Origin of the sequence: Nonomuraea sp. NPDC048892 (genome assembly GCF_040649735.1) — a bacterium.
GTDB classification, from domain to species: domain Bacteria; phylum Actinomycetota; class Actinomycetes; order Streptosporangiales; family Streptosporangiaceae; genus Nonomuraea; species Nonomuraea maheshkhaliensis.
In genome coordinates this window covers 56,222-79,646 of record NZ_JBEZFZ010000017.1, presented here as the reverse complement: position 1 = coordinate 79,646, position 23,425 = coordinate 56,222, and the positions used below count along the sequence as shown (strand labels likewise).

The following is a 23,425-nucleotide window of genomic DNA, read 5'->3' as shown; positions in this document are numbered from 1 at the left end:
CCCTACCGTGCAGCACAACTGCAGGTGGAGGCCGTTTTCGGCATTCAGGCGGACATCTTCTTCTTGAGGTTCTCGTCCAGGGCCGCCAGGAAGTCCTGGGTGGTGAGCCACTTGGCGTCGCCGCCGACCAGGAGCGCCAGGTCCTTGGTCATCTGACCGCTCTCGACGGTCTCGACGCAGACCTGCTCCAGCTTGTCGGCGAACTCGGTCACCGCGGGGGTGTTGTCGAGCTTGCCGCGGTGGGCCAGGCCACGCGTCCATGCGAAGATCGAGGCGATCGGGTTGGTGGAGGTGGGCTTGCCCTGCTGGTGCTGGCGGTAGTGGCGGGTCACGGTGCCGTGGGCGGCCTCGGCCTCGACGGTCTGGCCGTCGGGGGTCATCAGGACCGAGGTCATCAGGCCGAGCGAGCCGAAGCCCTGCGCGACCGTGTCGGACTGCACGTCGCCGTCGTAGTTCTTGGCGGCCCAGACGTAACCGCCCTCCCACTTCAGCGCCGCCGCGACCATGTCGTCGATGAGGCGGTGCTCGTAGGTGAGGCCGGCCTTGTCGAACTCGTCCTTGAACTCGGACTCGAAGACCTCGGCGAAGATGTCCTTGAAGCGGCCGTCGTACGCCTTCAGGATCGTGTTCTTCGTGGAGAGGTAGACCGGGTAGCCGCGGTTGAGGCCGTAGCGCATGGAGGCGCGGGCGAAGTCGCGGATCGACTCGTCCAGGTTGTACATCGCCATCGCGACGCCGGAGCCGGGGAAGTCGTACACGTCGAGCTCGATCGGCTCGGAGCCGTCCTTCGGCGTGTACGTCAGGGTCAGCGTGCCCTCACCGGGGATCTTCAGGTCGGTGGCGCGGTACTGGTCGCCGAAGGCGTGACGGCCGACGACGATCGGCTTGGTCCAGCCGGGGACGAGCCGCGGCACGTTCGACATGATGATCGGCTCGCGGAAGATGACGCCGCCGAGGATGTTGCGGATGGTCCCGTTGGGGGATCGCCACATCTTCTTGAGGCCGAACTCCTCGACGCGCGCCTCGTCCGGGGTGATGGTGGCGCACTTCACACCGACGCCGTACTTCTTGATGGCGTTCGCGGCGTCGATGGTGACCTGGTCGTCCGTCGCGTCCCGGTGTTCGATACCGAGGTCGTAGTACTTCAGGTCAACGTCGAGGTAGGGAAGGATCAGCTGGTCCTTGATGAACTGCCAGATGATCCGGGTCATCTCGTCGCCGTCAAGCTCGACGACGGGATTCTCCACCTTGATCTTGGGCATGCGAATGGTTCCCCTTCAATGAATGGATGCGTTGAGGCTATCGGACCGTCCGGTCACGGGGCGAAAAGGGACTGGATGAGCGCCTTGAGCTCGTTGTTGTAAAGCAGGAGTGAGGTCAGCACCAGCACGAATCCAAAGACGGACAGCGTGATGACGTCGACCTTCCTGCTCCGCAGCGCGAGCTGCCCGCCGTAGCCGGCGAAGCGCAGCGCGGCGGCGACCATGATGACGGCGCCCAGCGCGAACCCGCCCCAGCGCGGATTCGCGACGAAGATCACCAGCACGCCGACAGCCGCACCCGCCAGGATCAGCGGGTACGGCCCCCAGCTTTCGCGTTCGGTCCCGTTCTGGCTCAACACACCTGCTCAGGGTCATGCTCGCGGCGGGGCGGCGTCGGCGTTCCCGCGCTGTCCTGCCCGCTGCTCATCGCTCTTCTATCGGCTTCCACTTCTGGTCCGTCTCACCGATGTACTCGCTGTCAGGGCGGATCAACCGATTGTCGGCGTGCTGCTCGATGACATGAGCCGTCCACCCCGACATGCGGCTGATGGAGAATACCGGAGTGAACAGGTCGGTCGGTATGCCGAGGTAGTGATAGACCGAGGCGGCGAAGAAGTCGACGTTCGGATAGAGGCCCTTCGTCTCCAGGACGACCTCCTCCATCTCCTTCGACATCCGGTAGTAGGTGTCGTCCCCGGTCGACTCGGCCAGTTCGGCCGACATCCGGCGCAGGTGCGTGGCGCGGGGGTCCTCGGTCCTGTAGACGCGGTGCCCGAAGCCCATGATCTTCTCGCCGGCGGCGAGCTTGTCGCGTACGGCCTGGGCCACGCCTCCGGGCGACAGCGACTCCAGCGTCTTCATGACCTGCTCGTTCGCCCCGCCGTGCAGCGGGCCCTTGAGGGTGCCGATGGCGGCAACAATGGCGGAGTGCATGTCCGACAGGGTCGCGGCGCAGACGCGGGCGGCGAACGTGGAGGCGTTCATCGTGTGGTCGGCGTGCAGGACCAGGCACTCGTCGAAGATCTCGACCTCGCGCGGGCCCGGGGTGCGGCCGGTGACCTGGAGCAGGAAGTTCGCGGCGATGCTCAGCGACGGGTCGGCCTCGGGGGCCTCCGTTCCCGTACGGGCGGCGTGGTAGCGGGCGACGAGCAGGGGTTGCTGGGCCACCAGGCGTGCGGCCTTGCGCAGGTTCGCCTCAGGGGAGATGTCGTCCTTGTCGGGATCGTCGGCGGCCGACAGGGAGACCAGCGAGCGCAACGCCTCCATGGGTTTCTGTTTCTCGGCGATTTCGGCGATGTTCGCGGACACCAGGGCGCCCAGCTCCCGGCCGCTCGCCAGCTCCGCGCCGTACGCGTCGAGCTCGGCTCGGGTGGGCAGCTTGCCACGCTGGAGCAGGTGTGCGGTCTCCTCGAACGTCGCGCGGCCGGCCAGGTCGTGGATGTCGTATCCACGGTAGAAGAGCCGGCCGGCCTTTCCGTCGATGTCGCTCAGCGCGGTGGACGCCGCTACGACATCGGCCAGACCTTTCGTGGGCTTGTCCGCCATGAGTGTTTCCTCCGCTTATCTCCGCCCGAAGTCTACCCGTGAGCAGGCAAAACCGACTGCAGAGGTCCAGACCAATTTCACGTGGGATTCTCCTTTCGGCAAAGGAGATTCCGCATCCCCTCGTTTGGGTAAGCCGGAGCTGTAGTAATAGTTACGGCGGGCTACCTGGGGAGGAACTGCCGTGGAGGGGCCGTTCATACGCATCGAGGACACTGGCGAGGTGGTCCCGTTGCGCCCCGAGATCACGACTGTGGGGAGGGGCCGCGGTGTCGACATCCGGCTCACCGATCCCAGCGTGTCTCGACTCCATGCCGAGTTCGTCAGACGAGGACCCTACCTGTATGTCGTGGACCTGGGGCTGTCCAGGAACGGCACGCGGGTGAATGGCAGGCCGATCGCCCGGAGGGTCCTTGACGACGGCGACGTCGTCTCCTTCGGCGCGGCCCGGGGTCGCATCGGTGGAGTCCCCCGAGAGGACTTCACCCCTGAGGTCGAGCTGCGCAGAGCGGCCGCGCCCGAGCTGACCAGGCGTGAGGTCGACGTGCTGACCTCGCTCTGCCGGCCGGCGCTGTCCGACGAGGCGTTCGTCGCTCCGGCGACGGCACGTGAGATCGCCGACGACCTGGTCGTGACCGAAGCCGCGGTGAAACAGCATCTGCTGCGGCTCTACCAGAAGTTCAGGATTCCCGAAGGCACCAACCGGCGCACTCGACTGGCCAATGAGGTCGTCGCGCTCGGTCTGGTGCGTCCGACCCCCGTGGTTCCGCCGCAGAGGTCGTCGGGAGCTTCGACCGAGCAGCCGTCGGCCGCCGGGCGCAGGGCTTCTTAGGGACCGGATCGCGACCGGGGCTTCGGCGAGGGGTTCCGGCAGCATCGGAACCTGAGCGTCCACCGTGCCCGCGGGCACGTTCACGAGCGCCGGCGAGCGTCCCTGGAGGACGCCCGCCGGGCTCGTCGCCGGTCGGCACCTGACCGGCGACGCGAGCGGGCGTAGCGTTCCCTCAGACCGGTTCGCGGATCGGGTAGGGGTGCACGCGAACCGATCGGTCAGATGACCCTGAAGCCGTTGCTCGGCTTGCTGGTCCTGTTGGCCCGGTCCACCGCGACCACGTAGTAGTGGTGGCCGCGCCTGCCCTCGGGGTCGGTCCAGCGCAACTGCCGGTCACCGGGCACGACGGCGACCAGGTCGCGGGCGTCGTCGAACGCCCTGCTGCCCGCGGGCCGGTCGAAGCGGAAGACGGCGTACAGGAACGGCTCGTCCCTGCCCGTCGCCACCGCCCGAATCTCGACCCCGCCGCCGTGGCGGCGCAGCGCGTAGGCCAGCACCGGCCGCCTGGGCGCCTCTCCCCTGGCCAGCCTGGGCAGGACGGGCGCGAGCGCGGGCCGCTGGTAGTGGTCGCCGACCGCGGTGGAGATGGAGGCGAGCCGGTCGACCTTGACGTCGTTGGCGTTGTACCAGATGTCGCCGCCGATCTCGGGGTGCGCGCGGTTGAGCGTCAGGTGCCTGGACAGCTCGTCCGGCGCCTGCCACTCGGCCGCCTGGGCGGGATCGCCCGCCTTGTACGCCGCCTGCCCGATCCACAGCAGCGTCTTCGTGCCGCTCGCCACGTCCGACCACCACGGCACCAGCTTGGAGTAGTCGGCCGGCGGCTGCCCGATGTACCAGTAGAGCTGCGGCGCGATGTAGTCCAGCCAGCCCTTCTTGACCCAGCCGCGGGTGTCGGCGTGCAGGTTGTCGTAGGACTGCCCGCCGTTGGTCTCGGAGCCGAGCGGGTCGGTGGCCTTGTTCCGCCAGATGCCCGACGGGCTGATGCCCCAGGCGATCTCGGGCTTGGCCGCGCGCACGCGCTGCTGCATCTCCTGGACCATGAGATCGACGTTGTTGCGCCGCCAGGCGGCCAGATCGGGGAAGCCGGCGCCGTACTTGGCGAACTCCTCGGCGTCGTCGAAGTCGGTGGTGCTGGTCGGGTAGAAGTAGTCGTCGAAGTGCAGGCCGTCGATGTCGTAGCGGGTGACCGCGTCGAGCATCGCGTCCTGGCAGAACTTGCGCACCTCGGGCATGCCCGGGTTGTAGTAGAGCTTGCCGCCGAACGGCAGGATCCAGTCGGGATTCTTGCGGCCGGGGTGGTCGGGGTGCAGCTTGGCCGGGTCGGCCTGCATCGACACGCGGTACGGGTTGAACCAGGCGTGGAAGGCCAGGCCGCGCTTGTGCGTCTCGGCCACGGCGAAGGCGAGCGGGTCGTAGCCGGGGTCCTGCCCCTGGGTGCCGGTCAGATACTGCGACCACGGCTCGTACGGTGACGGCCAGAACGCGTCGGCGGTCGGCCTGATCTGCACGAACACCGAGTTGAGCTTGCGCTGTACGGCCACGTCCAGCCAGGCGAGATATTCGGCCTTCTGCTCGTCGGCGCTGAGGCCGGGCTTCGACGGCCAGTTGATGTTGACCACGGACGCGATCCACATGCCGCGCATCTGCCGTAACGGCGGAACGTAGCCCGCTTCCGCGAAGGCGGGCAGCGGAACGGCCGAGGCGGCGGCGGCGAGGGCGAGACCCTTCAGGAGAGTTCTTCTGCTGGGCATGGGGGGTGGCCTCTCGGAAGTGGTTGTATCGAAGGCGACGATGACAGAAAATTACCTTCAGATCAACAACTGTGAAGGAAAATGCCGATGAGCGGTGACCTGTACAGACTGGCGATGACGGTGCTGCATCCGGGGTACGAGGGAACCTCCGCCCCCGACTGGCTCCGCCGGGCGCTGGGCGAGGGTCTGGGCGGCGTGGTGCTGTTCGCCCGCAACGCCATCGACGACCGGCTGATCAGGGATTTCCGCGCCGAGAACCCCGACACCGTCGTCTCCATAGACGAGGAGGGCGGCGCGGTCACCCGGCTTGAGGTCATGGCCGGCAGCTCCTTCCCCGGAAACCGGGCCCTCGGCGTGGTGGACGACGTGAAGCTGACCGAGCGGGTGGGCCGCCAGATCGGCAGGATGCTCGCAGATCTCGACATCACCCTCAACTACGCGCCCTCCGCCGACGTGAACGCCAACCCGGCCAACCCCGTGATCGGCGTGCGCTCGTTCGGGCCGACGCCGGAGCTGGTCGCCCGGCACACGGTCGCCTACGTCAACGGCGTCCAGGGCGCGGGCGTGGCCGCGTGCGCCAAGCACTTCCCCGGCCACGGCGACACGATCACCGACTCCCATCTGGCTCTGCCGACCGTGCACGCCTCGCGCGAGGTGCTCGCCGAGCGCGACCTGCCGCCGTTCCGGGCCGCGATCGACGCCGGGGTGCGTTCGATCATGTCCGGCCACCTGCTCATCCCCGCGCTCGATCCGTCGCTGCCGGCGACGCTGAGCCGTACCGCCATGACCGAGCTCCTGAGGGGCGAGCTCGGCTTCGACGGGATGCTCGTCACCGACGCGATCGAGATGCGGGCGGTGGCCGCCATGTTCGGCCCCGGCGAGATCGCGGTGCGGGCGCTCGGCGCGGGCGTGGACGCCATCTGCGTGGGACTGTCGACCGAGGACAGCCTGCACGAGATCCGCGACGCGATCGTCACGGCGGTAAGGAACGGCACGCTCCCCGAGGAGCGGCTGGCCCAGGCGGCCGAGCGGGTCCGCGCCCTGGCCGGCTGGTACGCCGCCCAGTCCGCGCTGCGCCAGGAGGTCCACGACGACGTCGACGAGGGTGTGGGCCTGCGTGCCGCCCGCGCGGCGCTGACCACCCAGGGCAGCGCCACGCTCGACCGCGGCCCCCTGGTCGTCGAGATCAACACCCGCTTCAGCAAGGCCGTGGACCCCGCCACGCCGACCGGCATCACCGCCGCGCTGACGTCCCTGCTGCCCGGCACCGAACGAGTGCAGATGGAGCAGGAGGGCGAGCTGCCCGCGTTCGACGAGCGGCCGGTGGTGCTGGTGGCGCACGACGCGGCCCGGCACGCCTGGGTGCGCGACACCGTGGCCAAGGCCCTCGCGCTGCGGCCCGGCGCGATCGTGGTGGACACCGGCATCGCCGCCGCCCCCGAGGGCGCGACCCACGTCGCCACGCACGGCATCTCCCGGGTCTCGGCGCAGGCCGCCGCGGAATGGCTGCTGCGTTGAGCACCGAGCCCGCGAACCCCGTCGCGGCCGTACGCGCCGTGCTGCCCTCGCTGACCCCGGCCGCGCAGTCGATCGCCCGCCTCATCCTCGACGATCCCGGGCTGGTCGTGCGCAGCACGATCACCGAGTTCAGCGCGGTGTCGGGAACGAGCGAGGCGACCATCGTGCGCACGGCGCGGGCGCTCGGCTTCGCCGGGTACTCGCAGATGCGCTTCGCGCTGGCCGCCGCCGTGGCCAAGGAGCCGGAACGGCTGGTGCCCGGCGACCTCGCGCCCGACGACCCGCTCACGGACGTGATCGCCAAGGTCGCGCGGGCGGAGTCGGAGGCGCTGGCCGACACCGCCGCCCAGCTCGACCCCGACCGGCTCGGGGAGGTGGTGAAGGCGATCTCCGAGGCGCGGCGGGTGGACGTGTACGGCGTGGCGGCCTCGGGGCTGGTGGCCACCGACATGTCGCAGAAGCTGCTGCGCATCGGCCTGTCCAGCCATCCGTTCAGCGACGCCCACCTGGCGCTGACCAGCGCGGCGCTGCTGCACGACGGCGACGTGGCGGTGGCGATCAGCTGCAGCGGCGAGACCCCCGACGTGCTGGTGCCGGCCAGGACCGCGGCCGAGGCGGGCGCGCTGATCGTGGGGATCACCAACAACCCGCGCTCCACGCTGGCCGAGCTGGCCGATCACACGCTGGTGTCCGCGGGGCGGGAGACCGCCTTCAGGCCCGGGGCGCTGGCCAGCCGGATCAGCCAGCTGCTGATCGTGGACTGCATCTTCGTGGGGCTGGCGCAGCGGCGCTACGAGACGGCCGACGCCGCCATCCGCGCGACCAGGGAGGCCACCGACCGCTACCGCAACCGGTGACAACCGGTGACCCCTGGCGGATCGTGCTGATCAGAACGGGTAGGCCGCGATGTCGCCCTGCATCGTGACCCACTGCGTCTCGGTGAAGGCGTCCACGTTGGCCCCCGTCCCGCCGAACCTGCTCCCCGTCCCCGACGCCCCCACCCCGCCGAAGGGAGCCACCGCCTCGTCGTCCACCGTCTGGTCGTTGATGTGCACGATGCCCGTCGGCACCAGGTCCGCCAGGGCCATGCCCTTCATCACGTCCCTGGTCAGGATGCCGAGCGACAGGCCGTACTCCGAGTCGGCCGCCAGGGCCGCCGCCTCCTCCAGGGTGGAGAACGTGGTCACCGGCGCCACCGGCCCGAACACCTCCTCCGCGTACGCGGGCGCCGCGACCGGCACCTCGGCCAGCACCGTGGGCCGGTAGAACAGCCCCTCGAACGTCCCTCCCGTGGCCAGCCGGGCCCCGGCCGCCACGCTCTCGGTGACCAGCCGGTGCACCCGGTCGCGCTGGTGGGCGTCGATGAGCGGGCCGAGCGCGACCTGTCCCGTGGCCGGGTCGCCGACGGGCAGGCCGTCGGCCTTGGCGGCCAGACGTTCCACGTACTCCTCCGCCACGGCCTCGTGCACGAGGTGCCGTCCCGAGGTCATGCAGATCTGGCCCTGGTGGAAGAACGTCGCCCACGCGCCCGCCGACGCCGCCAGGCCGAGGTCGGCGTCGTCGAAGATCACCAGAGCGGAGTTGCCGCCCAGCTCCAGGTGCACCCGCTTGAGCAGGCGCGCTCCCGCCTCGCCGACCTTGCGGCCCGCCGCCGTGGAGCCGGTGAACGAGATCACCGGGATGTTCGGGTCGGCCACCACGGCCTGCCCGGCCTCGGCGCCGCCGGGCAGCACGTGCAGCAGGCCAGGAGGCAGTCCGGCCTCCTCGAAGACGCGGGCGATGGCGTACCCGCCGCAGACGGCGGTGCGCTGGTCCGGCTTGAAGACGACCGCGTTCCCGAGCGCCAGGGCCGGGGCGACCGACCTGATGCCGAGGATCAGCGGGAAGTTGAACGGGGCGATCACCCCCACGACGCCGACCGGCACCCGGCGCGCGAAGCTGAGCCGCTTGCGTGAGGTGGGCAGCACCTCGCCGAGCGGCTGCGAGGCCAGCGCCGCCGCCTCGTAGCACTCCTGCGCAGCCACGTGCGTCTCGAAGCCCGCCTTGCCCGGCACGCCGCCGGACTCGCGCACGATCCAGTCCTGGATCTCCTGCGCGTGCTCCTCGAACAGCCGCCCGGCGCGCCGCAGCAGCGCGGCCCGCTCCTCGTACGGCGTCGCGGCCCACGCCCGCTGCTCCTGCCTGGCGCGCAGGGCGGCGGCGGCCACGTCCTCGGCGCCCGCCGTTCCCGCGCGGCCGAGTTCTTCGCCCGTCGCGGGCTCGACCACGGGCGCGTCACCGGCGCGCGAGACCGTCCAGCTTCCGTCGAAGATCGAGCCCGTCCAGACCTTGGGGTCCAGGAACGTCATGATGAGCTCCTACTTGTTCGCGATGCGCACATGTATTCTCTGACCGAACAGCCCCGTATCGCGGAACCTACGCTCCTGCCGGCTCCTGTCAAGGGGGATCAGCATGGTCGATCACGTGCAGTCGCTGGCGCGCGGCCTCGCGGTGATCCGGGCGTTCAGCGCCGCGGAGCCTGAGCTGACGCTCAGCCAGGTCGCCCGCGCGACCGGGCTCAGCAGGGCCGCGGCCAGAAGGTTCCTGCTCACGCTCACCGATCTCGGGTACGTGCGCAGCGACGGGCGGCTGTTCGCGCTCACGCCGCGGGTGCTGGAGCTGGGCTACGCCTACCTGTCCAGCCTGTCGCTGCCCGAGGTGGCCGACCCGCACCTCGAACGGCTGGCCGCCGAGGTGGGCGAATCCGCCTCGGTGGCGGTGCTCGACGGGGAGGACGTGGTGTACGTGGCGCGGGTGGCCACGGCCCGGATCATGCGGGTCACGATCAGCATCGGCACCCGGTTTCCCGCGTACTGCACCTCGATGGGCCGGGTGCTGCTGGCCGCGCTGCCGCCGGAGGCGCTGGACACCTACCTGGGGCGGGCCGAGCTGCGGCGTCTCACCTCCCACACCATCGTCCTGCCCGCGGCGCTGCGGACCGAGCTGGACGAGGTGCGGGGGCGCGGGTGGGCGATGGTGGACCAGGAGCTGGAGGAGGGGCTGCGCTCGATCGCGGCGCCCATTCGCGATCGAGCGGGGCGGACGGTGGCCGCGGTGAACGTGTCGACGCACGCCACGCGGACGAGCTTGCAGGCGGCCCGGCGCGACCTGTTACCGCCCCTGCTGGCCACAGCCACCAAGATCGAGACCGACCTGTCCTCCCTCACCTCCGCCACCCGCTCATGACCGGCTCCCCTGAGCCGCGCCCGCTCGCCGGAACGCCATGGCAGCCCGGGTGTCAGAGGCGGTTTTCTGCGGCCTCGACCACGTTGGACAGGAGCAGGGCGCGGGTCATCGGCCCGACGCCGCCCGGGTTGGGCGTGAGGTGGCCGGCCACCTCCTCGACGTCGAGCGCCACGTCACCGGCGATCTTGCCGTCCACGCGGGAGACCCCGACGTCGAGCACCGCCGCCCCCGGCTTGATCATGTCGCGCTTGATGAGCTCGGGCACGCCGGCCGCCGCGACCACGATGTCGGCGCGGCGCACGTGAGCGGCCAGGTCTTGGGTGCCGGTGTGGCAGAGGGTCACGGTGGCGTTTTCGCTGCGGCGGGTCAGCAGCAGCCCCAGCGAACGCCCCACGGTGATGCCCCGGCCCACCACGACCACCTCCGCGCCCTTGATCGGCACGCCGTATTCCTGGAGGAGCAGCACGATGCCGTGCGGGGTGCAGGGCAGCGGGGCGTCGACCATGTGGACGAGCCGGCCCAGGTTGACCGGGTGCAGGCCGTCGGCGTCCTTCGCCGGGTCGATGCGCTCCAGCAGGGCCATCGTGTCGAGGTGCTTGGGCAGTGGCAGCTGCACGATGTAGCCGGTGCACGCGGGCGAGGCGTTGAGCTCGTCGATGGCCGCCTCGACATCGGCCTGGGCGGCGGTGGCGGGCAGGTCGACGCGAAGGGAGGCGATGCCCACCTCGGCGCAGTCACGGTGCTTGCCGGCCACGTAGATCTGGCTGCCGGGGTCGTCGCCCACGAGCACGGTGCCCAGGCCCGGGGTGATGCCGCGTTCCTTGAGCGCGGCGACCCGCCTCTTGAGGTCTTCCTTGATCTTGGCGGCGGTGGCCTTGCCATCGAGTTTCACTGCGCTCATGCCGCAATCCTTCCATGCCGCTCCCGCTCCTCCGCACCGGCGGGGCATCGTGCCGTACGGAAGCCGCACAACACCCACCATCGCCCAGTTATCCACAGAGGCCAGGCAGTCCACCCCGAGTTATCCACAGCCCTATGCTGACATCGTTGTCATTGATCTTGGAAGGGCCTAAAGTTACGCATGCCCCAGCAACCACCTGCCCCCACCCTCACGACCCGGGAGAGCGCCATCCCACACCTCGACACGGAGCCCGTCGCCCACCCCCGCGAACCGAGCGGCCCCGCCCACCATCTCCGGCCGAGAGCGCGACGGACGTCCGGCCCGCGCGCCACACGACGGATGTCCGGCCCGCGCGCCACACGACGGACGGCCTTCCCGCGAGCCACGCAACGGCCCGGCTTCCCGCAAGGCCCGGACCAGATGGACTTCCCGCGTGCCACACGATGCGTGATCCCGGCTCACCGGCTGGATGATCCGCGCGCCGGGAAATCGAGACCCGTGCCCGGCCTGGAGCACCCTGGCGATTCCCGCCGGCCCGACGACCAGCGCGGAAACCGATGACCTGCGTACTCGCCATCGACATCGGAGGGACCAAGCTCGCCGCCGCACTGGTGGACGAGGCAGGCTCCATCCTGCGTTCCGACACCCGGCCGACGCCGCGTTCCGACGTGATGTCCGCTCTGACCGCCCTCATCAAGGAGGTGATGGACGACGGTCCCCCGCCTCTGGCCGCCGGCATCGGCTGCGCGGGCCCGGTCGACCTCGCCGCCGGCACCGTCAGCCCGGTCAACATGCCGAGCTGGCGCGGGTTCCCGCTGCGTCGTGAGGTACGCGAGCTGACCGGCCTGCCCACCGTGCTGGCGGGCGACGCGCAGTGCTTCGCCCTCGGGGAACACTGGCTGGGCGCCGGCCGCGACTGCGCCTCGCTGCTGGGCGTCGTCGTGTCGACCGGCATCGGCGGCGGCCTGGTGATCGACGGCGTCCCGCTGCTGGGCCCCACCGGAAACGCCGGACATGTCGGCCACATGAGCATCGACCCGTACGGCGAGCGCTGCGAATGCGGCGGCCGCGGCTGCGTCGAGCGCTACTCCAGCGGCCCCAACATGACCCGCTGGGCCCTGGAAAACGGCTGGACCCCCGGCAGCGCTTCGGGCTCCAACGGCACCGCCTCCAGCACTGCCGGTGCCGGCCCCGGCACCGCTTCGGGCCCCAGCGGCACCGGCCCGGGCATCACTGGCGCCGACTCCGGCGCCACCGCCCAGGCTCCCCACGGCATCCCCGCGAAGGCGGACGCGCGGGCGCTCGCGCAGGACGCCGCGGCGGGCGACCCCATCGCGGTGGCCGCCTTCGAACGCGGCGCCCGGGCACTGGCCGGCATGATCGCCTCCACCGCGGCCGCCGTCGAGATCAACGCGGTGGTCATCGGCGGCGGCGTCTCGGCCGCGGGCAAGGTGCTCTTCGAACCGCTGGAGCAGGCTCTCGACGACGTCGCCGGCCTGCCCTTCGTCAAGGCGGTCCAGGTCAGGCAGAGCACTTTGGGCGTACGCGCCAGCCTGGCCGGCGCGGCTCACCTGGCCTGGCACCCACCACCCACGAGCTGACCGCGTCCATCCGGCCCACGAGACGCGGCACCCATTCCGGCAACCCGCCCGCAGGAACCGGGCCCGACCTGAGGGCGCACGCCAGGACCTGAGGGCATGGGCCTGCACCTGCGGGCGTGCGCTGGACTCGGAAAGGGTCAGGCGTCGCGTTCGGCGGCGGCGGCCTGGGCCTCGCGGCGCTCGATGATGCGGCGGGTGTAAGGAATGAGCTCCACGGCGCGGCTGCCGAGGTAAGCACCGACGAAGGCGAGTGCCACGAGCACGAAGGGGCTGGTGGACAGGCCGTTCAGGGTGACGAATGCCTGCAGGATCGCGTCGAGCGCCATAGGGGTACTCCGAGTGACGGCAACGGGGAGAGGTTCAGAGTAACCGGATGCGATGAGTGCTTGCGGCAAAATGGGATAAGGGCGACATGATCGGCACATGTCGCCCTTATCGCAGTGATCAGCACTTAACGGTGACGATCAGCCACTTGGGCGGCGATCAGTCCTTGAGACGATGATCAACCCTTGGGGCATGATCAACCCTTGGGGCGATGATCGGCCCTCTGCAGGAACGTTCAGCGCTCAAGGGCGTGGCGCCGGTCAGCCCTCTCCAGGAACGATCGGCGCCGATCGCACGTGATCAGTGGAAGAAGTGGCGGGTTCCGGTGAAGTAGAGGGTGATGCCGGCCTTCTGGGCCGCCTCGATGACCTGCTCGTCCCGGATCGAGCCACCAGGCTCCACGATCGCGCGTACGCCGGCCTCCGTCAGCACCTCCAGCCCGTCAGGGAACGGGAAGAACGCGTCGGAAGCCGCCACCGACCCAGAAACCCGCTCCCCCGCCCTGGTGACCGCCAGACGGCACGAGTCGACCCGGTTGACCTGGCCCATGCCCACCCCGACGGTCGCCCCGCCGCTGGCCAGCAGGATGGCGTTGGACTTCACCGAGCGACTGGCCCGCCAGGCGAACTCCAGGTCCGCCAGCAGCTCGGGCGTGGCGGGCGAGCCCGCCTTGAGCTCCCACTGGGCGGCCACGTCGCCGGGCGCGTCGACCCGGTCGACCGTCTGCACGAGCAGGCCGCCGCTGATCTTGCGGAACTCGGTCGGCTCGGCAGGCCCCTCCGGGCACAGCAGCAGGCGCAGGCTCTTCTTGCCGCGCAGCACCTCAAGAGCCTGCGCGTCGTACGCCGGAGCCACCACGACCTCGGTGAACACGTCGAAGATCTGCCTGGCCAGCTCCTCCGTGACCGTCCGGTTGACGGCGATCACGCCGCCGTACGCCGACACCGGGTCGCACGCGTGCGCCTTGCGGTGCGCCTCGGCCACGTCGGCGCCGATCGCGATGCCGCACGGGTTCTGGTGCTTGATGATGGCCACGCACGGCTCGGCGAAGTCCCACGCCGCGCGCCAGGCGGCGTCGGCGTCGAGGTAGTTGTTGTAGGACATCTCCTTACCGTGCAACTGCTCGGCGTTGGCCAGCCCGCCCTTGCCCGCCGTGCCGCCGGTGTAGAGGGCCGCGCGCTGGTGCGGGTTCTCGCCGTAGCGGAGGGTGGCCTTGCGCTGGTACGCCGAACCGGCGAAGGCGGGGAACTCGTCCTCGCCCGCGTACGACCCCGCGAACCAGTTCGCCACGGCCACGTCGTAGGAGGCCGTGTGCGCGTACGCGATGCCCGCCAGCCGCCTGCGCTCGGTCAGCGTGAAGCCGCCTTCGCTCACCGCGTCGAGCACGTCGCCGTAGAAGGCGGGGTCGACCACGACCGCGCAGGTGCTGTGGTTCTTCGCCGCGCCCCTGATCATGGCAGGGCCGCCGATGTCGATCTGCTCGACGCACTCCTCGGCGGAGGCGCCCGAGGCGACGGTCTCCTGGAAGGGGTAGAGGTTGACCACGACCAGCTGGAACGGGTCGATCTCCAGCTCCTCCAGCTGGGCCACGTGGTGCGGCTTGGTGACGTCGGCCAGCAGCCCGGCGTGCACGCGCGGGTGCAGCGTCTTGACCCGCCCGTCCAGGCACTCGGGAAAGCCGGTGAGCTGCTCCACCTTCGTCACCGGGATCCCGTAGGACGAGATGGCGGCCGCCGTGCCGCCGGTCGAGACGATCTCCACCCCGGCGCCGTCGAGGGCTCTGGCCAGCTCCTCAAGCCCGGACTTGTCGTAAACAGCGATCAACGCGCGCCGGATGGCGATGCGAGTCACGTGGATTCCCCTCCTGTGTGGTTGCCGATTCGGACGCTACGTCCGCTGACCGTCCAGCCCTCGCGAGCCATCCGGCCGACGATCTCGACGAGCAGCCGGCGCTCGACCGTCTTGATGCGCTCGTGCAGGACCTTCTCATCGTCGTCGGGGAGCACGGACACCGCCTCCTGCGCCACGATCGGCCCCGTGTCGACGCCCGCGTCGGCCAGCATCACCGTGCATCCGGTCACCTTGACCCCGTGGGCGAGCGCGTCGCGGACGCCATGGGCTCCGGGGAACGACGGCAGCAGCGCCGGGTGGGTGTTCAGCACGGGGAAGGCGTCGAGCGTGGGCGGGCCCAGAATCTTCATGAACCCCGCCGAGATGACGAGGTCCGGCTCGTACGCCGCGATTCGGGCCGCGATGGCGGCATCCCAGTCCGCCCGCGTCGCATAATCGCCCACTTTTTCGACAAATGTCGGGACGCCTGACCTCGATGCTCTGGTCAGCCCTTCGATGCCCTCCCTGTCGGCGCCGACCGCTACCACGCGAGCGCCGTACGACGGGTCGGCAGAAGCGTCCAGCAGGGCCTGTAGGTTGGTTCCAGAGCCGGAGACGAGGACGACGAGCCGCCCAGCCTTAGACACACATACTCCAAAGAGGAAACAGGGTGGGGGTCACAGGGTATCTGTTCCTCGCCCGGCGACGCAGAGGAGGTCAGGTGTCGACACCGGTGAAGGCACCGGCAGGCCAGCAGCCCGCTGACGCAGCGGGCCGCCGAGCGATTTGGTTGTCCATCGCAGCGCTGGCCATGACGTTCATGTTGCCGCTCGCGGGTCTGGTCATGGCGCTGTTCGCGCTGATGGCCGGGGTCCGGGCGCTGCCGCTGCTGAGGGCCGAGGGCAAGCCGACGGGCGTGGCGGTGGGCGGCATCACGGTCTCCTCCATCGCGCTGGCGCTGTCGGCCATGGCCGCGGGCATGCAGCTCTACCTGATGGACGAATACTCCGCCTATCAGGAGTGCCTGAAGGGCGCGGGCACGGTGTCGTCGCAGGGCGAGTGCTTCGCCCAGTTCAGGGAGGCGGCCCAGCGCAAGCTTCCGCCCGACGTCCTGGAGATGCTCGGCGCCATGCAGCCGTAGGCGGCGCGTCCCCTCGCGCCGCCTGTCGTTCCGCCGGCGCCCGACGGCGACTGCTCGCCGCGTCGAGCGTCGCCTGCCACCGGGATCAGCGCACGGTGCGGAAGAACGTGCGCAGGTCGCCGACCAGCAGGTCGGGCGTCTCCAGCGCCGGGAAGTGGCCGCCCCGGTCGAACTCCGACCAGTGGCCGACGGTGTTCGCCGGGTCGGCGAGGGCGCGGATCGTCATGTCCGCCGCGAACACCGCGATCCCCTGCGGCGGCATCGGCACGGACGGCCACCCGGCCTGCTCGGCACCGGCCTGGTCGCCGCTGGACTCACCGTCGCCGGACTGATCGGCACCGGGCTGGTCGTCGCCGGACTGGTCGTCGTCGTGCGACGAGGAGGCGGCCATCTCTCGGTAGGCGCGCATTCCTTCGTAAAGAACGCCGGCCGAGGATGCCCCTGACCCGGTGAACCAGTACAGACTCACCTCGGTGAGCAGCCGGTCACGGTCCACCGCGTCCTCCGGCAGTTCGGCGGCGGGATCCGTCCATTCCTTGAACTTCTCCACGATCCACGCCAACTGCCCGATCGGCGAGTCGTTCAGCGAGTAGCCCAGCGTCTGCGGGCGGGTGGACTGCAGGTGCAGGTAGCCGAGACCGTCCTCGCGGAAGGCGTTGAAGCGCTCGGCGCGATCCCGGTCCGCGCCGGACAGTCCGTCCAGCTCGATGGACGGCCCGAACGGGTACGGCGAAGGACCGTTGATGTGAGTGGCGACCACCCGGCCGGGGGCGACCATGGGCAGCAGCATGGTCACGCCGCCCCCGACGTCGCCGCCCTGCGCGGCGAACCGCTCGTACCCGAGCCGGGTCATCAGCTCCGCGAACGCGGCGGCCACCCGGAACAGGTTGCCCCAGCCCGGCTCCCGCACCGGGTTGGAGAAGCCGAAGCCGGGCAGCGACGGGATCACGACGTGGAACGCGTCCGCCGGGTCACCGCCGTGCGCGCGGGGGTCGGTCAGCGGCCCGATGACGTCCAGGAAGTCCGCGAACGAGCCCGGCCAGCCGTGGGAGAGGATCAGCGGCAGCGCGTCCGGCTCGGGTGAGCGGACGTGCAGGAAGTGCAGGTCCTGGCCGTCGATCGTGGTCATGAACTGCGGGTACTCGTTCAGCGTCTTCTCCTGCGCGCGCCAGTCGAAGCCGTTCGCCCAGTGGTCCGCCAGGTGCTTGAGGTGGTTCACGGGAACGCCGCGCTCCCAGCCGGCGCCGTGGAGCTGCCGGGGCCAGCGGGCGCGGGTGATGCGGTCGCGCAGGTCGTCCAGCTCGGCCTGGGGGATGTCGATGCGGAACGGGCGGATGTCCGTGTTGTTCGTCATACCGGAAATGTAGGATCGATACAGGAACCAACCGTTCCTGTATCAGGGCAGACTGGCAAATATGTCGGACACAGCACAACGACTGCTGCGGCTGCTCTCCTTGTTGCAGACGCCGCGCGACTGGAGCGGGCCCGAGCTGGCCGAGCGGCTCGGCGTCACCGGGCGCACCGTGCGCAACGACGTCGAACGCCTGCGCGGCCTCGGCTATCCGGTGCACGGGATCAGGGGCGTTACCGGCGGATACCGGCTCGGACCCGGCGCGCAGCTGCCACCCCTGCTGCTCGATGACGACGAGGCGGTCGCCGTCGTGGTCGGGCTGCGGGTGGGCGCCACGCAGGGCGCGGTCACCGGCATCGAGGAGGCGGCGCTGCGTGCGCTGACCAAGCTGGAGCAGCTGCTGCCGTCACGGCTTCGGCACCGGGTCAACGGCCTGCGTGCCTCGCTCGTCCCGCTGCCGTACGCGGGCTCCCACGTGGACGCCGAGACGCTCACCGCCATCGCGGCGGCCACGCGCGACCACGAGCGGCTGCGCTTCGACTACGCCGCCCACGACGGATCGGCCACCCGCCGCGAGGTCGAGCCGCACCGGCTCGCGCACAGCCGGGGCCGCTGGTACCTGGTCGGATGGGACGTCGCGAAGTCCGACTGGCGCACGTTCCGGGTGGACCGGATGCGGCTGCGGACGCCGAACGGCCCCCGCTTCACCCCGCGCGAGGACCCCGGCGGCGACCTGGTCGGCCATGTCACCACCGGTCTGGCCACCGCGACCTGGCAGTGCCGGGCACGGGTGACGGTCCGCGCGCCGGCCCAGCACGTACGCGACCGGCTGCCGTCCGGCGTCCGGGTGGAACCCCTGGGCGACGACGCCTGCGTGGCCGAGGTCGGCTCGGACACGCCGCAACTGCTGGCCTCCTACCTCGGCATGCTCGGCGCCCCCTTCGAGGTCACCGAGCCGCCCGAACTCGTCGCCGAGATCCGCGCCCTGGCCGACCGCTACCGGCGGGCGGTCCCGGCGGACTGAGACACGTCGCCGCGTCAGTCGCGGTCCCAGGCGTAGGGGTCGACGTAGATGACGTGGCCGCCCCGGTCGTCCGACTCGTCCACGATGTCCTTGCGGGGCGGGCGGGCGGCGGACTCGGGCTCCGGCGGGCGGGGCCGGGCCTGGGCCAGGGTCTCGGCCTCGGCGGACGCGTGCTCGTCCTGCCAGTCGTCCCTGATGACCGGGATCTCCTGGGTGTCTGCCTCGGTGGCGTCCATCCAGTGGCCGGGCAGCGGGCGCGGGTCGGACTCGGCCAGCCCGACCCTGCTGGCCGCCTTGGCGATGGCGGCGCCGGCCTTGCGTACGGGGGCGGCCGCCTTGTCGAGCGGGGTCCTGGCGCGTTTGTTGATCAGCAGCAGGTTGGTCACGCCCGCCGAGATGCCGGCCGCCACCCCGACCTCGATCGCGACCGACAGCGCCACCTCCCAGGGCGAGGGCCCGACCGTGGCCAGCCGTCCGCCGCCGATGGGCCCGCCGGACAGCGCCGCCAGCACCCCGGCCACCAGCCCGGTCGACACCCCGCTGATGAACCCCCACAGCGGCGCCGCCTCGTACGACGGCGAGGGCGCGATCCTGGCCACCATCACGCCCGCCACGGCCCCGGCCGCGAACGGCAGCGCGATCACCGCCATCATCCACGCCGGCACGGGCCCGCTCTCCGGCAGCGCCCCCAGCAGCGGCAGGCTCGGCACGGTGCCGAGTTGCACGCCCGTCGGCGCGACCAGGGTCTCGGCGCCGATCGCGAAGCCGGGCCCGGCGATGTAGGAGAAGGCCCAGATGACGGCGTTGAGCAGGTAGAGGAGCTGGACCAGGGCCAGCAGCACCCCGCCGACGAACCCGGGCGCGAGCACGTCGGACAGCTCCTTGACCTGCCCGAAGTTCAGCACGACCGCGACCAGCACCAGCGCCAGCCCGGCCACGAGCAGCACCGCCGTGGCGAGCGCCGTGCCGACGGTCAGCGCCCGCACCCGTTCTGGCAGCAGCCGCAGCATCACCCGCCACGGCCCGATCATGCGCGCGGTGGCCAGCGCGCCGCACAGGAACGCCAGCACGAAGTGGCTGAGCAGCGCCTCGCCGATGAAGGGCTGGGTGATCTCGTTGCCCGCGACGAGCGCGATCAGTCCGGCGAGCAGCGCGTACGGGGCCGCCAGCGACACCCCGGCCTGCATCACCAGCACGAGCTGGGCCCGGCGGCGGGCTCCCGCCTGCTCCTTCGGGCTGTTCTTGGGCAGCCGGGCGGGCAGCCGCAGGCGCAGGTCGGCGTCATTCGCCATCCAGCGGCCCGCGCGGTAGAGCAGCATGGCGGGCAGGATCATCAGCCCGAGCGGCAGCAGCCCGACGCGCCCGCCGGGGATCGCGAACCCGGCGTGGTGGGCGGCCAGCCAGAGCTGCGCCGCCGTTCTGAACACACCCGGCAGGCCGGCGCCCAGCGCGCCGCGTGGCGCGGCGATCCAGCCGACCAGGGTGAGCGTGGTCAGTGCGGCCAGGCCGACGCCGAGGGTGCAGGCGGCGGCCAGCATTCCCGACACCGGCAGCGGCCGCCGTGTCTCGTCGTCGTCGCTCGAGACCCCGGGGAGCTTGCCGAGCACCGACCGGGGGGCGGTACGCAGCTGGTCGAGAATCGCCGTCACAGTAGGCGATTTTCTCAAGCTTTCCCGACCGAAGCTTGGTTGACGCGCCGCCCGCCGCCCACTTTGTGCGCCTCCGCACGGGCTCTGAGGCCGTACGGCGTGTTCCGTCGGACGGTGAGGCAACGCGAAGGGCCCCGCATCGAGCAGGGCCCTGGCGAAAAACGGTGCGAACGGACGGAAACCCGTCAGCGCGCCTGCATGATCTCGCGCATGAGGCGAGCCGTCTCGGACGGAGTCTTGCCGACGCGGACGCCGACCTTCTCCAGCGCTTCCTTCTTGGCCTGCGCGGTGCCGGCCGAGCCGGACACGATGGCGCCCGCGTGGCCCATCGTCTTGCCCTCGGGGGCGGTGAAGCCCGCGACGTAGGCGACGACCGGCTTGGTGACGTGCTCCTCGATGTAGGCCGCGGCCCGCTCTTCCGCGTCGCCGCCGATCTCGCCGATCATCACGATGGCATCGGTGCCCGGGTCCTCCTGGAAGGCCTGGAGGGCGTCGATGTGGGTGGTGCCGATCACCGGGTCGCCACCGATGCCGACGGCGGTCGAGAAGCCGAAGTCACGCAGCTCGTACATGAGCTGGTACGTGAGCGTGCCGGACTTCGAGACCAGGCCGATGCGGCCGGCGGTGGTGATGTCGGCGGGGATGATGCCGGCGTTGGAGGCGCCGGGAGAGGCGATGCCCGGGCAGTTGGGGCCGATGATGCGGGTCTTGTTGCCCTTTTCGACGGCGTACGCCCAGAAAGCCGTGGAGTCGTGCACCGGCACGCCCTCGGTGATCACCACGACAAGCGGGATCTCGGCGTCGATGGCCTCGATGACCGCGTCCTTGGTGAACGCCGGCGGCACGAAGACGACCGACACGTCGGCGCCGGTCTGCGCGATGGCCTCCTTGACCGTGCCGAACACGGGCAGGCCCTCGTGCGTGGTGCCGGCCTTGCGCGCGTTGACGCCGCCGACGACGCGGGCACCGGAGGCGAGCATGCGGCGGGTGTGCTTGGTGCCCTCGCCGCCGGTCATGCCCTGAACGATGATCTTGCTGTTCTCAGTCAACCAGATGGCCATGGGTCACGCACCTACCGCAGCGAGCTCGGCGGCACGCTTGGCCGCCTCGTCCATCGTGTCAACCAGCTCGACGCGCGGGAGCGCGGCGTCGGCCAGGATCTGCCGCCCGAGCTGGGCGTTGTTGCCGTCGAGGCGGACCACCAGCGGGTGGGTGACGGCCTCGCCGCGGCTTTCCAGCAGCTTGAACGCCGAGACGATGCCGTTGGCGACGGCGTCGCAGGCGGTGATGCCGCCGAAGACGTTCACGAAGATCGACTTGACGCTCGGGTCGGAGAGGATGATCTCCAGGCCCGCGGCCATGACCTCGGCCGAGGCGCCGCCGCCGATGTCGAGGAAGTTGGCGGGGGACGGCTTGCCGGGGAACGCCTCGCCGGCGTAGGCCACCACGTCGAGGGTGGACATGACCAGGCCCGCGCCGTTGCCGATGATGCCGACGTCGCCGTCGAGCTTGACGTAGTTGAGGTCCTTCTCCTTGGCCTTGGCCTCGAGCGGGTCCTCGGCGGCCTTGTCGGCCAGCGCCTCGTGGTCGGGCTGGCGGAACGCGGCGTTCTCGTCGAGCGTGACCTTGCCGTCGAGGGCCTTCACCTGGCCGTCGGCGGACAGGATCATCGGGTTGACCTCGACCAGCGTGGCGTCCTCGTCGACGAAGCAGCACCAGAGCTTCTCGATGAGCTCGGCCGCGCCGTCGAGCGACTTCTCCGGCAGGCCGCCGGCCGCCGCGATCTCGCGGGCCTTCGCCCGGTCGACGCCGGACAGCGCCGAGACCGGCACCTTGGCGACCTTCTCCGGCGAGGTGTGGGCGACCTCTTCGATGTCCATGCCGCCCGCGGCGGAGCAGATGGCGAGGAAGGTACGGTTCGCGCGGTCGAGCAGGAAGGAGAAGTAGTACTCCTCCGCGATCGCGCTGGCCTCCTCCACGAGGACCTTGTGGACCGTGTGGCCCTTGATGTCCATGCCGAGGATGGCCTCGGCCTTGGTGACGGCGTCGGCGGCGTCGTCGGCCACCTTCACGCCGCCGGCCTTGCCGCGGCCGCCGGTCTTGACCTGGGCCTTGACGACAACGCGGCCGGTCAGCTCCGTGGCCGCCGACCGTACCTCCTCCACGGTGTGGGCGACGATGCCACGTGGCACCGGGATGCCGTAGTCAGCGAAGAGCTCCTTCGCTTGATGTTCGAACAGGTCCACGAGGGTCCGTCCTCTTCCATTGCGACTGATGTTCGGCGGCCCGGGCAACGGCACTGACGGTCGCGTCCGCTTCGCCGCTCCTTGGCATCGTGCCTTGCCCTTTCACGGCGAGCTCCTACGCTCGGGGATGCGTGCCGGGCGTTTCCGCCAGTGAAGCCTAGCCCGAAGCTTGACCTGACCAGGTCATCGGGTCGTGGTTCTTCCACTATGTGACGGTGATCTCACTTCTTCAGGGCGGGACGTGCACCGGAAGTGCACCGTTTCGGGGGCATATGGCCAGTTTCTCGATATAGGGTCGTGATCTTCCATTGGCAGGCTGCTGCTTCCCTCTTCTTTGAAGCGAAGGAAAACCCATGAAGCGAATTCTCGCGGGCCTCGCGTTGACGACGGCCGCCGCGCTCGTGACCGTGGCGCCGGCCCACGCCGCCCCCGTGGACCCCGTGAAGGCGCTGAAGAAGCAGTTCGTCGCCGGCAAGGGCGTGCGCATCGTCGAGACGTCGCGGATGGCCGTGGACGGCAAGAGCGCCTCCACCGGCAAGAGCAGCGGGACCTTCCTCTTCGGCAAGTCGGGGGTCGTGGCCTCCGACATGAAGAACAAGGCGCCCAAGGCCGCCGCCGCCGTGGCGCCGCCGCGCATCATCACGATCGGCGGCCACAGTTACGTCCAGGGCGGCGCCTTCAGCCAGGACCTGCCCGACGGCAAGAAGTGGGTCCGCTACCCGGGCGTGGCCGCCGGGGCCACGTTCAACCAGATGATCGACGTGTTCCAGCCGGGCGTGCTCAAGGCGCTGGTGACGAAGGCCAAGAGCGTCAAGGGCGGCACGTACAAGGGCGCGCTGACCCAGGACCAGCTCGCCGCCGCCTCGCACAGCCGCAAGCTCGGCGGCAAGCTGGGCAAGATCAAGGTGGAGTACGCCCTGTCGGTCAACTCCAAGGGGCTGGTCAGGGAGCTGCGGTCGAGCTGGACCATGGACTTCGGCGTGCTCGGGAAGTACAGCTCCAGCACCGCCACCAAGTACATCGGCTGGGGCTCCAAGGTCACCATCAAGGCGCCGGCCGAGGACCTGTGGATCGACGCCAAGGACCTCGGCGAGGACAGCGAGGTCCCGGACCAGCTCTCGGAGAGCTCCGTCGGCGCCATCGCCGGATAGCCGAGGTCGCTCCCACGGAGGACCACGAAGGACCCACGCCGCGGCCGGACCGGCCGCGGCACCTCACGCGGCCGGAC

Annotated in this window: 21 protein-coding genes; 8 read left to right on the top strand and 13 right to left on the bottom strand. The window is 70.6% G+C overall.

Annotation, left to right across the window (positions count from 1 at the left end):
- Positions 1 to 44: 44 nt before the first annotated feature.
- The 3 genes from AB0C28_RS39305 to AB0C28_RS39295 form a co-directional block, all read right to left on the bottom strand.
- Positions 45 to 1,262, bottom strand: a complete 1,218-nt coding sequence (locus AB0C28_RS39305) for an NADP-dependent isocitrate dehydrogenase (protein WP_357847740.1) — start codon at positions 1,260 to 1,262, stop codon at positions 45 to 47.
- A 53-nt stretch (positions 1,263 to 1,315) separates the two neighbouring features.
- On the bottom strand, positions 1,316 to 1,618 hold the full coding sequence (locus AB0C28_RS39300) for a DUF3017 domain-containing protein (protein WP_357847742.1): 303 nt from the start codon (positions 1,616 to 1,618) through the stop codon (positions 1,316 to 1,318).
- Between the two features lie 67 nt (positions 1,619 to 1,685).
- Entirely contained in the window at positions 1,686 to 2,807 is a 1,122-nt protein-coding gene (locus tag AB0C28_RS39295) for a citrate/2-methylcitrate synthase (protein WP_358080440.1), read from the bottom strand.
- Between the two features lie 181 nt (positions 2,808 to 2,988).
- Here AB0C28_RS39295 and AB0C28_RS39290 point away from each other — a divergent pair, with 181 nt between their 5' ends.
- Positions 2,989 to 3,636, top strand: a complete 648-nt coding sequence (locus AB0C28_RS39290) for an FHA domain-containing protein (protein ID WP_106236302.1) — start codon at positions 2,989 to 2,991, stop codon at positions 3,634 to 3,636.
- A gap of 218 nt (positions 3,637 to 3,854) precedes the next feature.
- Here AB0C28_RS39290 and AB0C28_RS39285 read toward each other — a convergent pair whose 3' ends face one another.
- Positions 3,855 to 5,387 carry a family 10 glycosylhydrolase gene (locus AB0C28_RS39285; RefSeq protein WP_357847747.1) on the bottom strand — a complete coding sequence of 511 codons (1,533 nt, stop codon included), beginning with the start codon at positions 5,385 to 5,387 and terminating at the stop codon, positions 3,855 to 3,857.
- 87 nt (positions 5,388 to 5,474) lie between these two features.
- On the opposite strand from AB0C28_RS39285, the gene AB0C28_RS39280 reads away from it, so the two are divergent.
- On the top strand, positions 5,475 to 6,905 hold the full coding sequence (locus tag AB0C28_RS39280; RefSeq protein ID WP_357847749.1) for a glycoside hydrolase family 3 N-terminal domain-containing protein: 1,431 nt from the start codon (positions 5,475 to 5,477) through the stop codon (positions 6,903 to 6,905).
- A complete protein-coding gene (locus AB0C28_RS39275; RefSeq protein WP_357847751.1) occupies positions 6,902 to 7,762 on the top strand; it encodes a MurR/RpiR family transcriptional regulator in 861 nt (286 codons plus the stop codon). Before AB0C28_RS39280 ends, AB0C28_RS39275 begins: the two co-directional genes overlap by 4 nt.
- Positions 7,763 to 7,792: 30 nt before the next feature.
- Here AB0C28_RS39275 and AB0C28_RS39270 read toward each other — a convergent pair whose 3' ends face one another.
- Positions 7,793 to 9,253 carry a benzaldehyde dehydrogenase gene (locus AB0C28_RS39270; protein WP_357847753.1) on the bottom strand — a complete coding sequence of 487 codons (1,461 nt, stop codon included), beginning with the start codon at positions 9,251 to 9,253 and terminating at the stop codon, positions 7,793 to 7,795.
- Between the two features lie 103 nt (positions 9,254 to 9,356).
- Between AB0C28_RS39270 and AB0C28_RS39265 the strand changes: the two genes are divergently transcribed.
- Complete coding sequence (locus AB0C28_RS39265; protein ID WP_357847755.1) at positions 9,357 to 10,130, top strand: IclR family transcriptional regulator C-terminal domain-containing protein; 774 nt, start codon at positions 9,357 to 9,359, stop codon at positions 10,128 to 10,130.
- A 52-nt stretch (positions 10,131 to 10,182) separates the two neighbouring features.
- On the opposite strand, the gene AB0C28_RS39260 is transcribed toward AB0C28_RS39265, so the two are convergent.
- The gene (locus tag AB0C28_RS39260) at positions 10,183 to 11,031 is read right to left on the bottom strand and encodes a bifunctional methylenetetrahydrofolate dehydrogenase/methenyltetrahydrofolate cyclohydrolase (RefSeq protein WP_346110575.1); all 849 of its coding nucleotides are present in this window, start codon (positions 11,029 to 11,031) and stop codon (positions 10,183 to 10,185) included.
- Positions 11,032 to 11,588: 557 nt separating this feature from the next.
- Between AB0C28_RS39260 and AB0C28_RS39255 the strand changes: the two genes are divergently transcribed.
- Entirely contained in the window at positions 11,589 to 12,632 is a 1,044-nt protein-coding gene (locus tag AB0C28_RS39255) for an ROK family protein (protein WP_358080438.1), read from the top strand.
- 137 nt (positions 12,633 to 12,769) lie between these two features.
- Here the strand turns inward: AB0C28_RS39255 and AB0C28_RS39250 are convergent, their stop codons facing one another.
- The 3 genes from AB0C28_RS39250 to purN form a co-directional block, all read right to left on the bottom strand.
- Entirely contained in the window at positions 12,770 to 12,958 is a 189-nt protein-coding gene (locus AB0C28_RS39250) for a hypothetical protein (protein ID WP_346110577.1), read from the bottom strand.
- 298 nt (positions 12,959 to 13,256) lie between these two features.
- On the bottom strand, positions 13,257 to 14,807 hold the full coding sequence (purH, locus tag AB0C28_RS39245; protein WP_358080436.1) for a bifunctional phosphoribosylaminoimidazolecarboxamide formyltransferase/IMP cyclohydrolase: 1,551 nt from the start codon (positions 14,805 to 14,807) through the stop codon (positions 13,257 to 13,259).
- Complete coding sequence (purN, locus tag AB0C28_RS39240; protein ID WP_357847762.1) at positions 14,804 to 15,433, bottom strand: phosphoribosylglycinamide formyltransferase; 630 nt, start codon at positions 15,431 to 15,433, stop codon at positions 14,804 to 14,806. Before purN ends, purH begins: the two co-directional genes overlap by 4 nt.
- Before the next feature lie 143 nt (positions 15,434 to 15,576).
- Between purN and AB0C28_RS39235 the strand changes: the two genes are divergently transcribed.
- On the top strand, positions 15,577 to 15,927 hold the full coding sequence (locus AB0C28_RS39235; RefSeq protein WP_357847764.1) for a hypothetical protein: 351 nt from the start codon (positions 15,577 to 15,579) through the stop codon (positions 15,925 to 15,927).
- 85 nt (positions 15,928 to 16,012) lie between these two features.
- Here the strand turns inward: AB0C28_RS39235 and AB0C28_RS39230 are convergent, their stop codons facing one another.
- Complete coding sequence (locus AB0C28_RS39230) at positions 16,013 to 17,281, bottom strand: epoxide hydrolase (RefSeq protein WP_358080434.1); 1,269 nt, start codon at positions 17,279 to 17,281, stop codon at positions 16,013 to 16,015.
- Between the two features lie 61 nt (positions 17,282 to 17,342).
- Between AB0C28_RS39230 and AB0C28_RS39225 the strand changes: the two genes are divergently transcribed.
- Positions 17,343 to 18,302, top strand: coding sequence for a YafY family protein (locus AB0C28_RS39225; protein ID WP_357847768.1), 960 nt, complete (start codon positions 17,343 to 17,345; stop codon positions 18,300 to 18,302).
- Between the two features lie 14 nt (positions 18,303 to 18,316).
- Here the strand turns inward: AB0C28_RS39225 and AB0C28_RS39220 are convergent, their stop codons facing one another.
- The 3 genes from AB0C28_RS39220 to sucC form a co-directional block, all read right to left on the bottom strand.
- Positions 18,317 to 19,951, bottom strand: a complete 1,635-nt coding sequence (locus tag AB0C28_RS39220; protein ID WP_358080433.1) for a DUF6350 family protein — start codon at positions 19,949 to 19,951, stop codon at positions 18,317 to 18,319.
- A gap of 185 nt (positions 19,952 to 20,136) precedes the next feature.
- Positions 20,137 to 21,012: a succinate--CoA ligase subunit alpha gene (gene sucD, locus AB0C28_RS39215; RefSeq protein ID WP_346110586.1), complete on the bottom strand. Its 876-nt coding sequence runs from the start codon at positions 21,010 to 21,012 to the stop codon at positions 20,137 to 20,139.
- A 3-nt stretch (positions 21,013 to 21,015) separates the two neighbouring features.
- Positions 21,016 to 22,197 (bottom strand): ADP-forming succinate--CoA ligase subunit beta, encoded by a 1,182-nt coding sequence (sucC, locus tag AB0C28_RS39210; protein ID WP_358080431.1) that lies wholly within the window; start codon positions 22,195 to 22,197, stop codon positions 21,016 to 21,018.
- Between the two features lie 353 nt (positions 22,198 to 22,550).
- Between sucC and AB0C28_RS39205 the strand changes: the two genes are divergently transcribed.
- Positions 22,551 to 23,348 carry a hypothetical protein gene (locus AB0C28_RS39205; RefSeq protein WP_357847774.1) on the top strand — a complete coding sequence of 266 codons (798 nt, stop codon included), beginning with the start codon at positions 22,551 to 22,553 and terminating at the stop codon, positions 23,346 to 23,348.
- Positions 23,349 to 23,425: the final 77 nt, after the last annotated feature.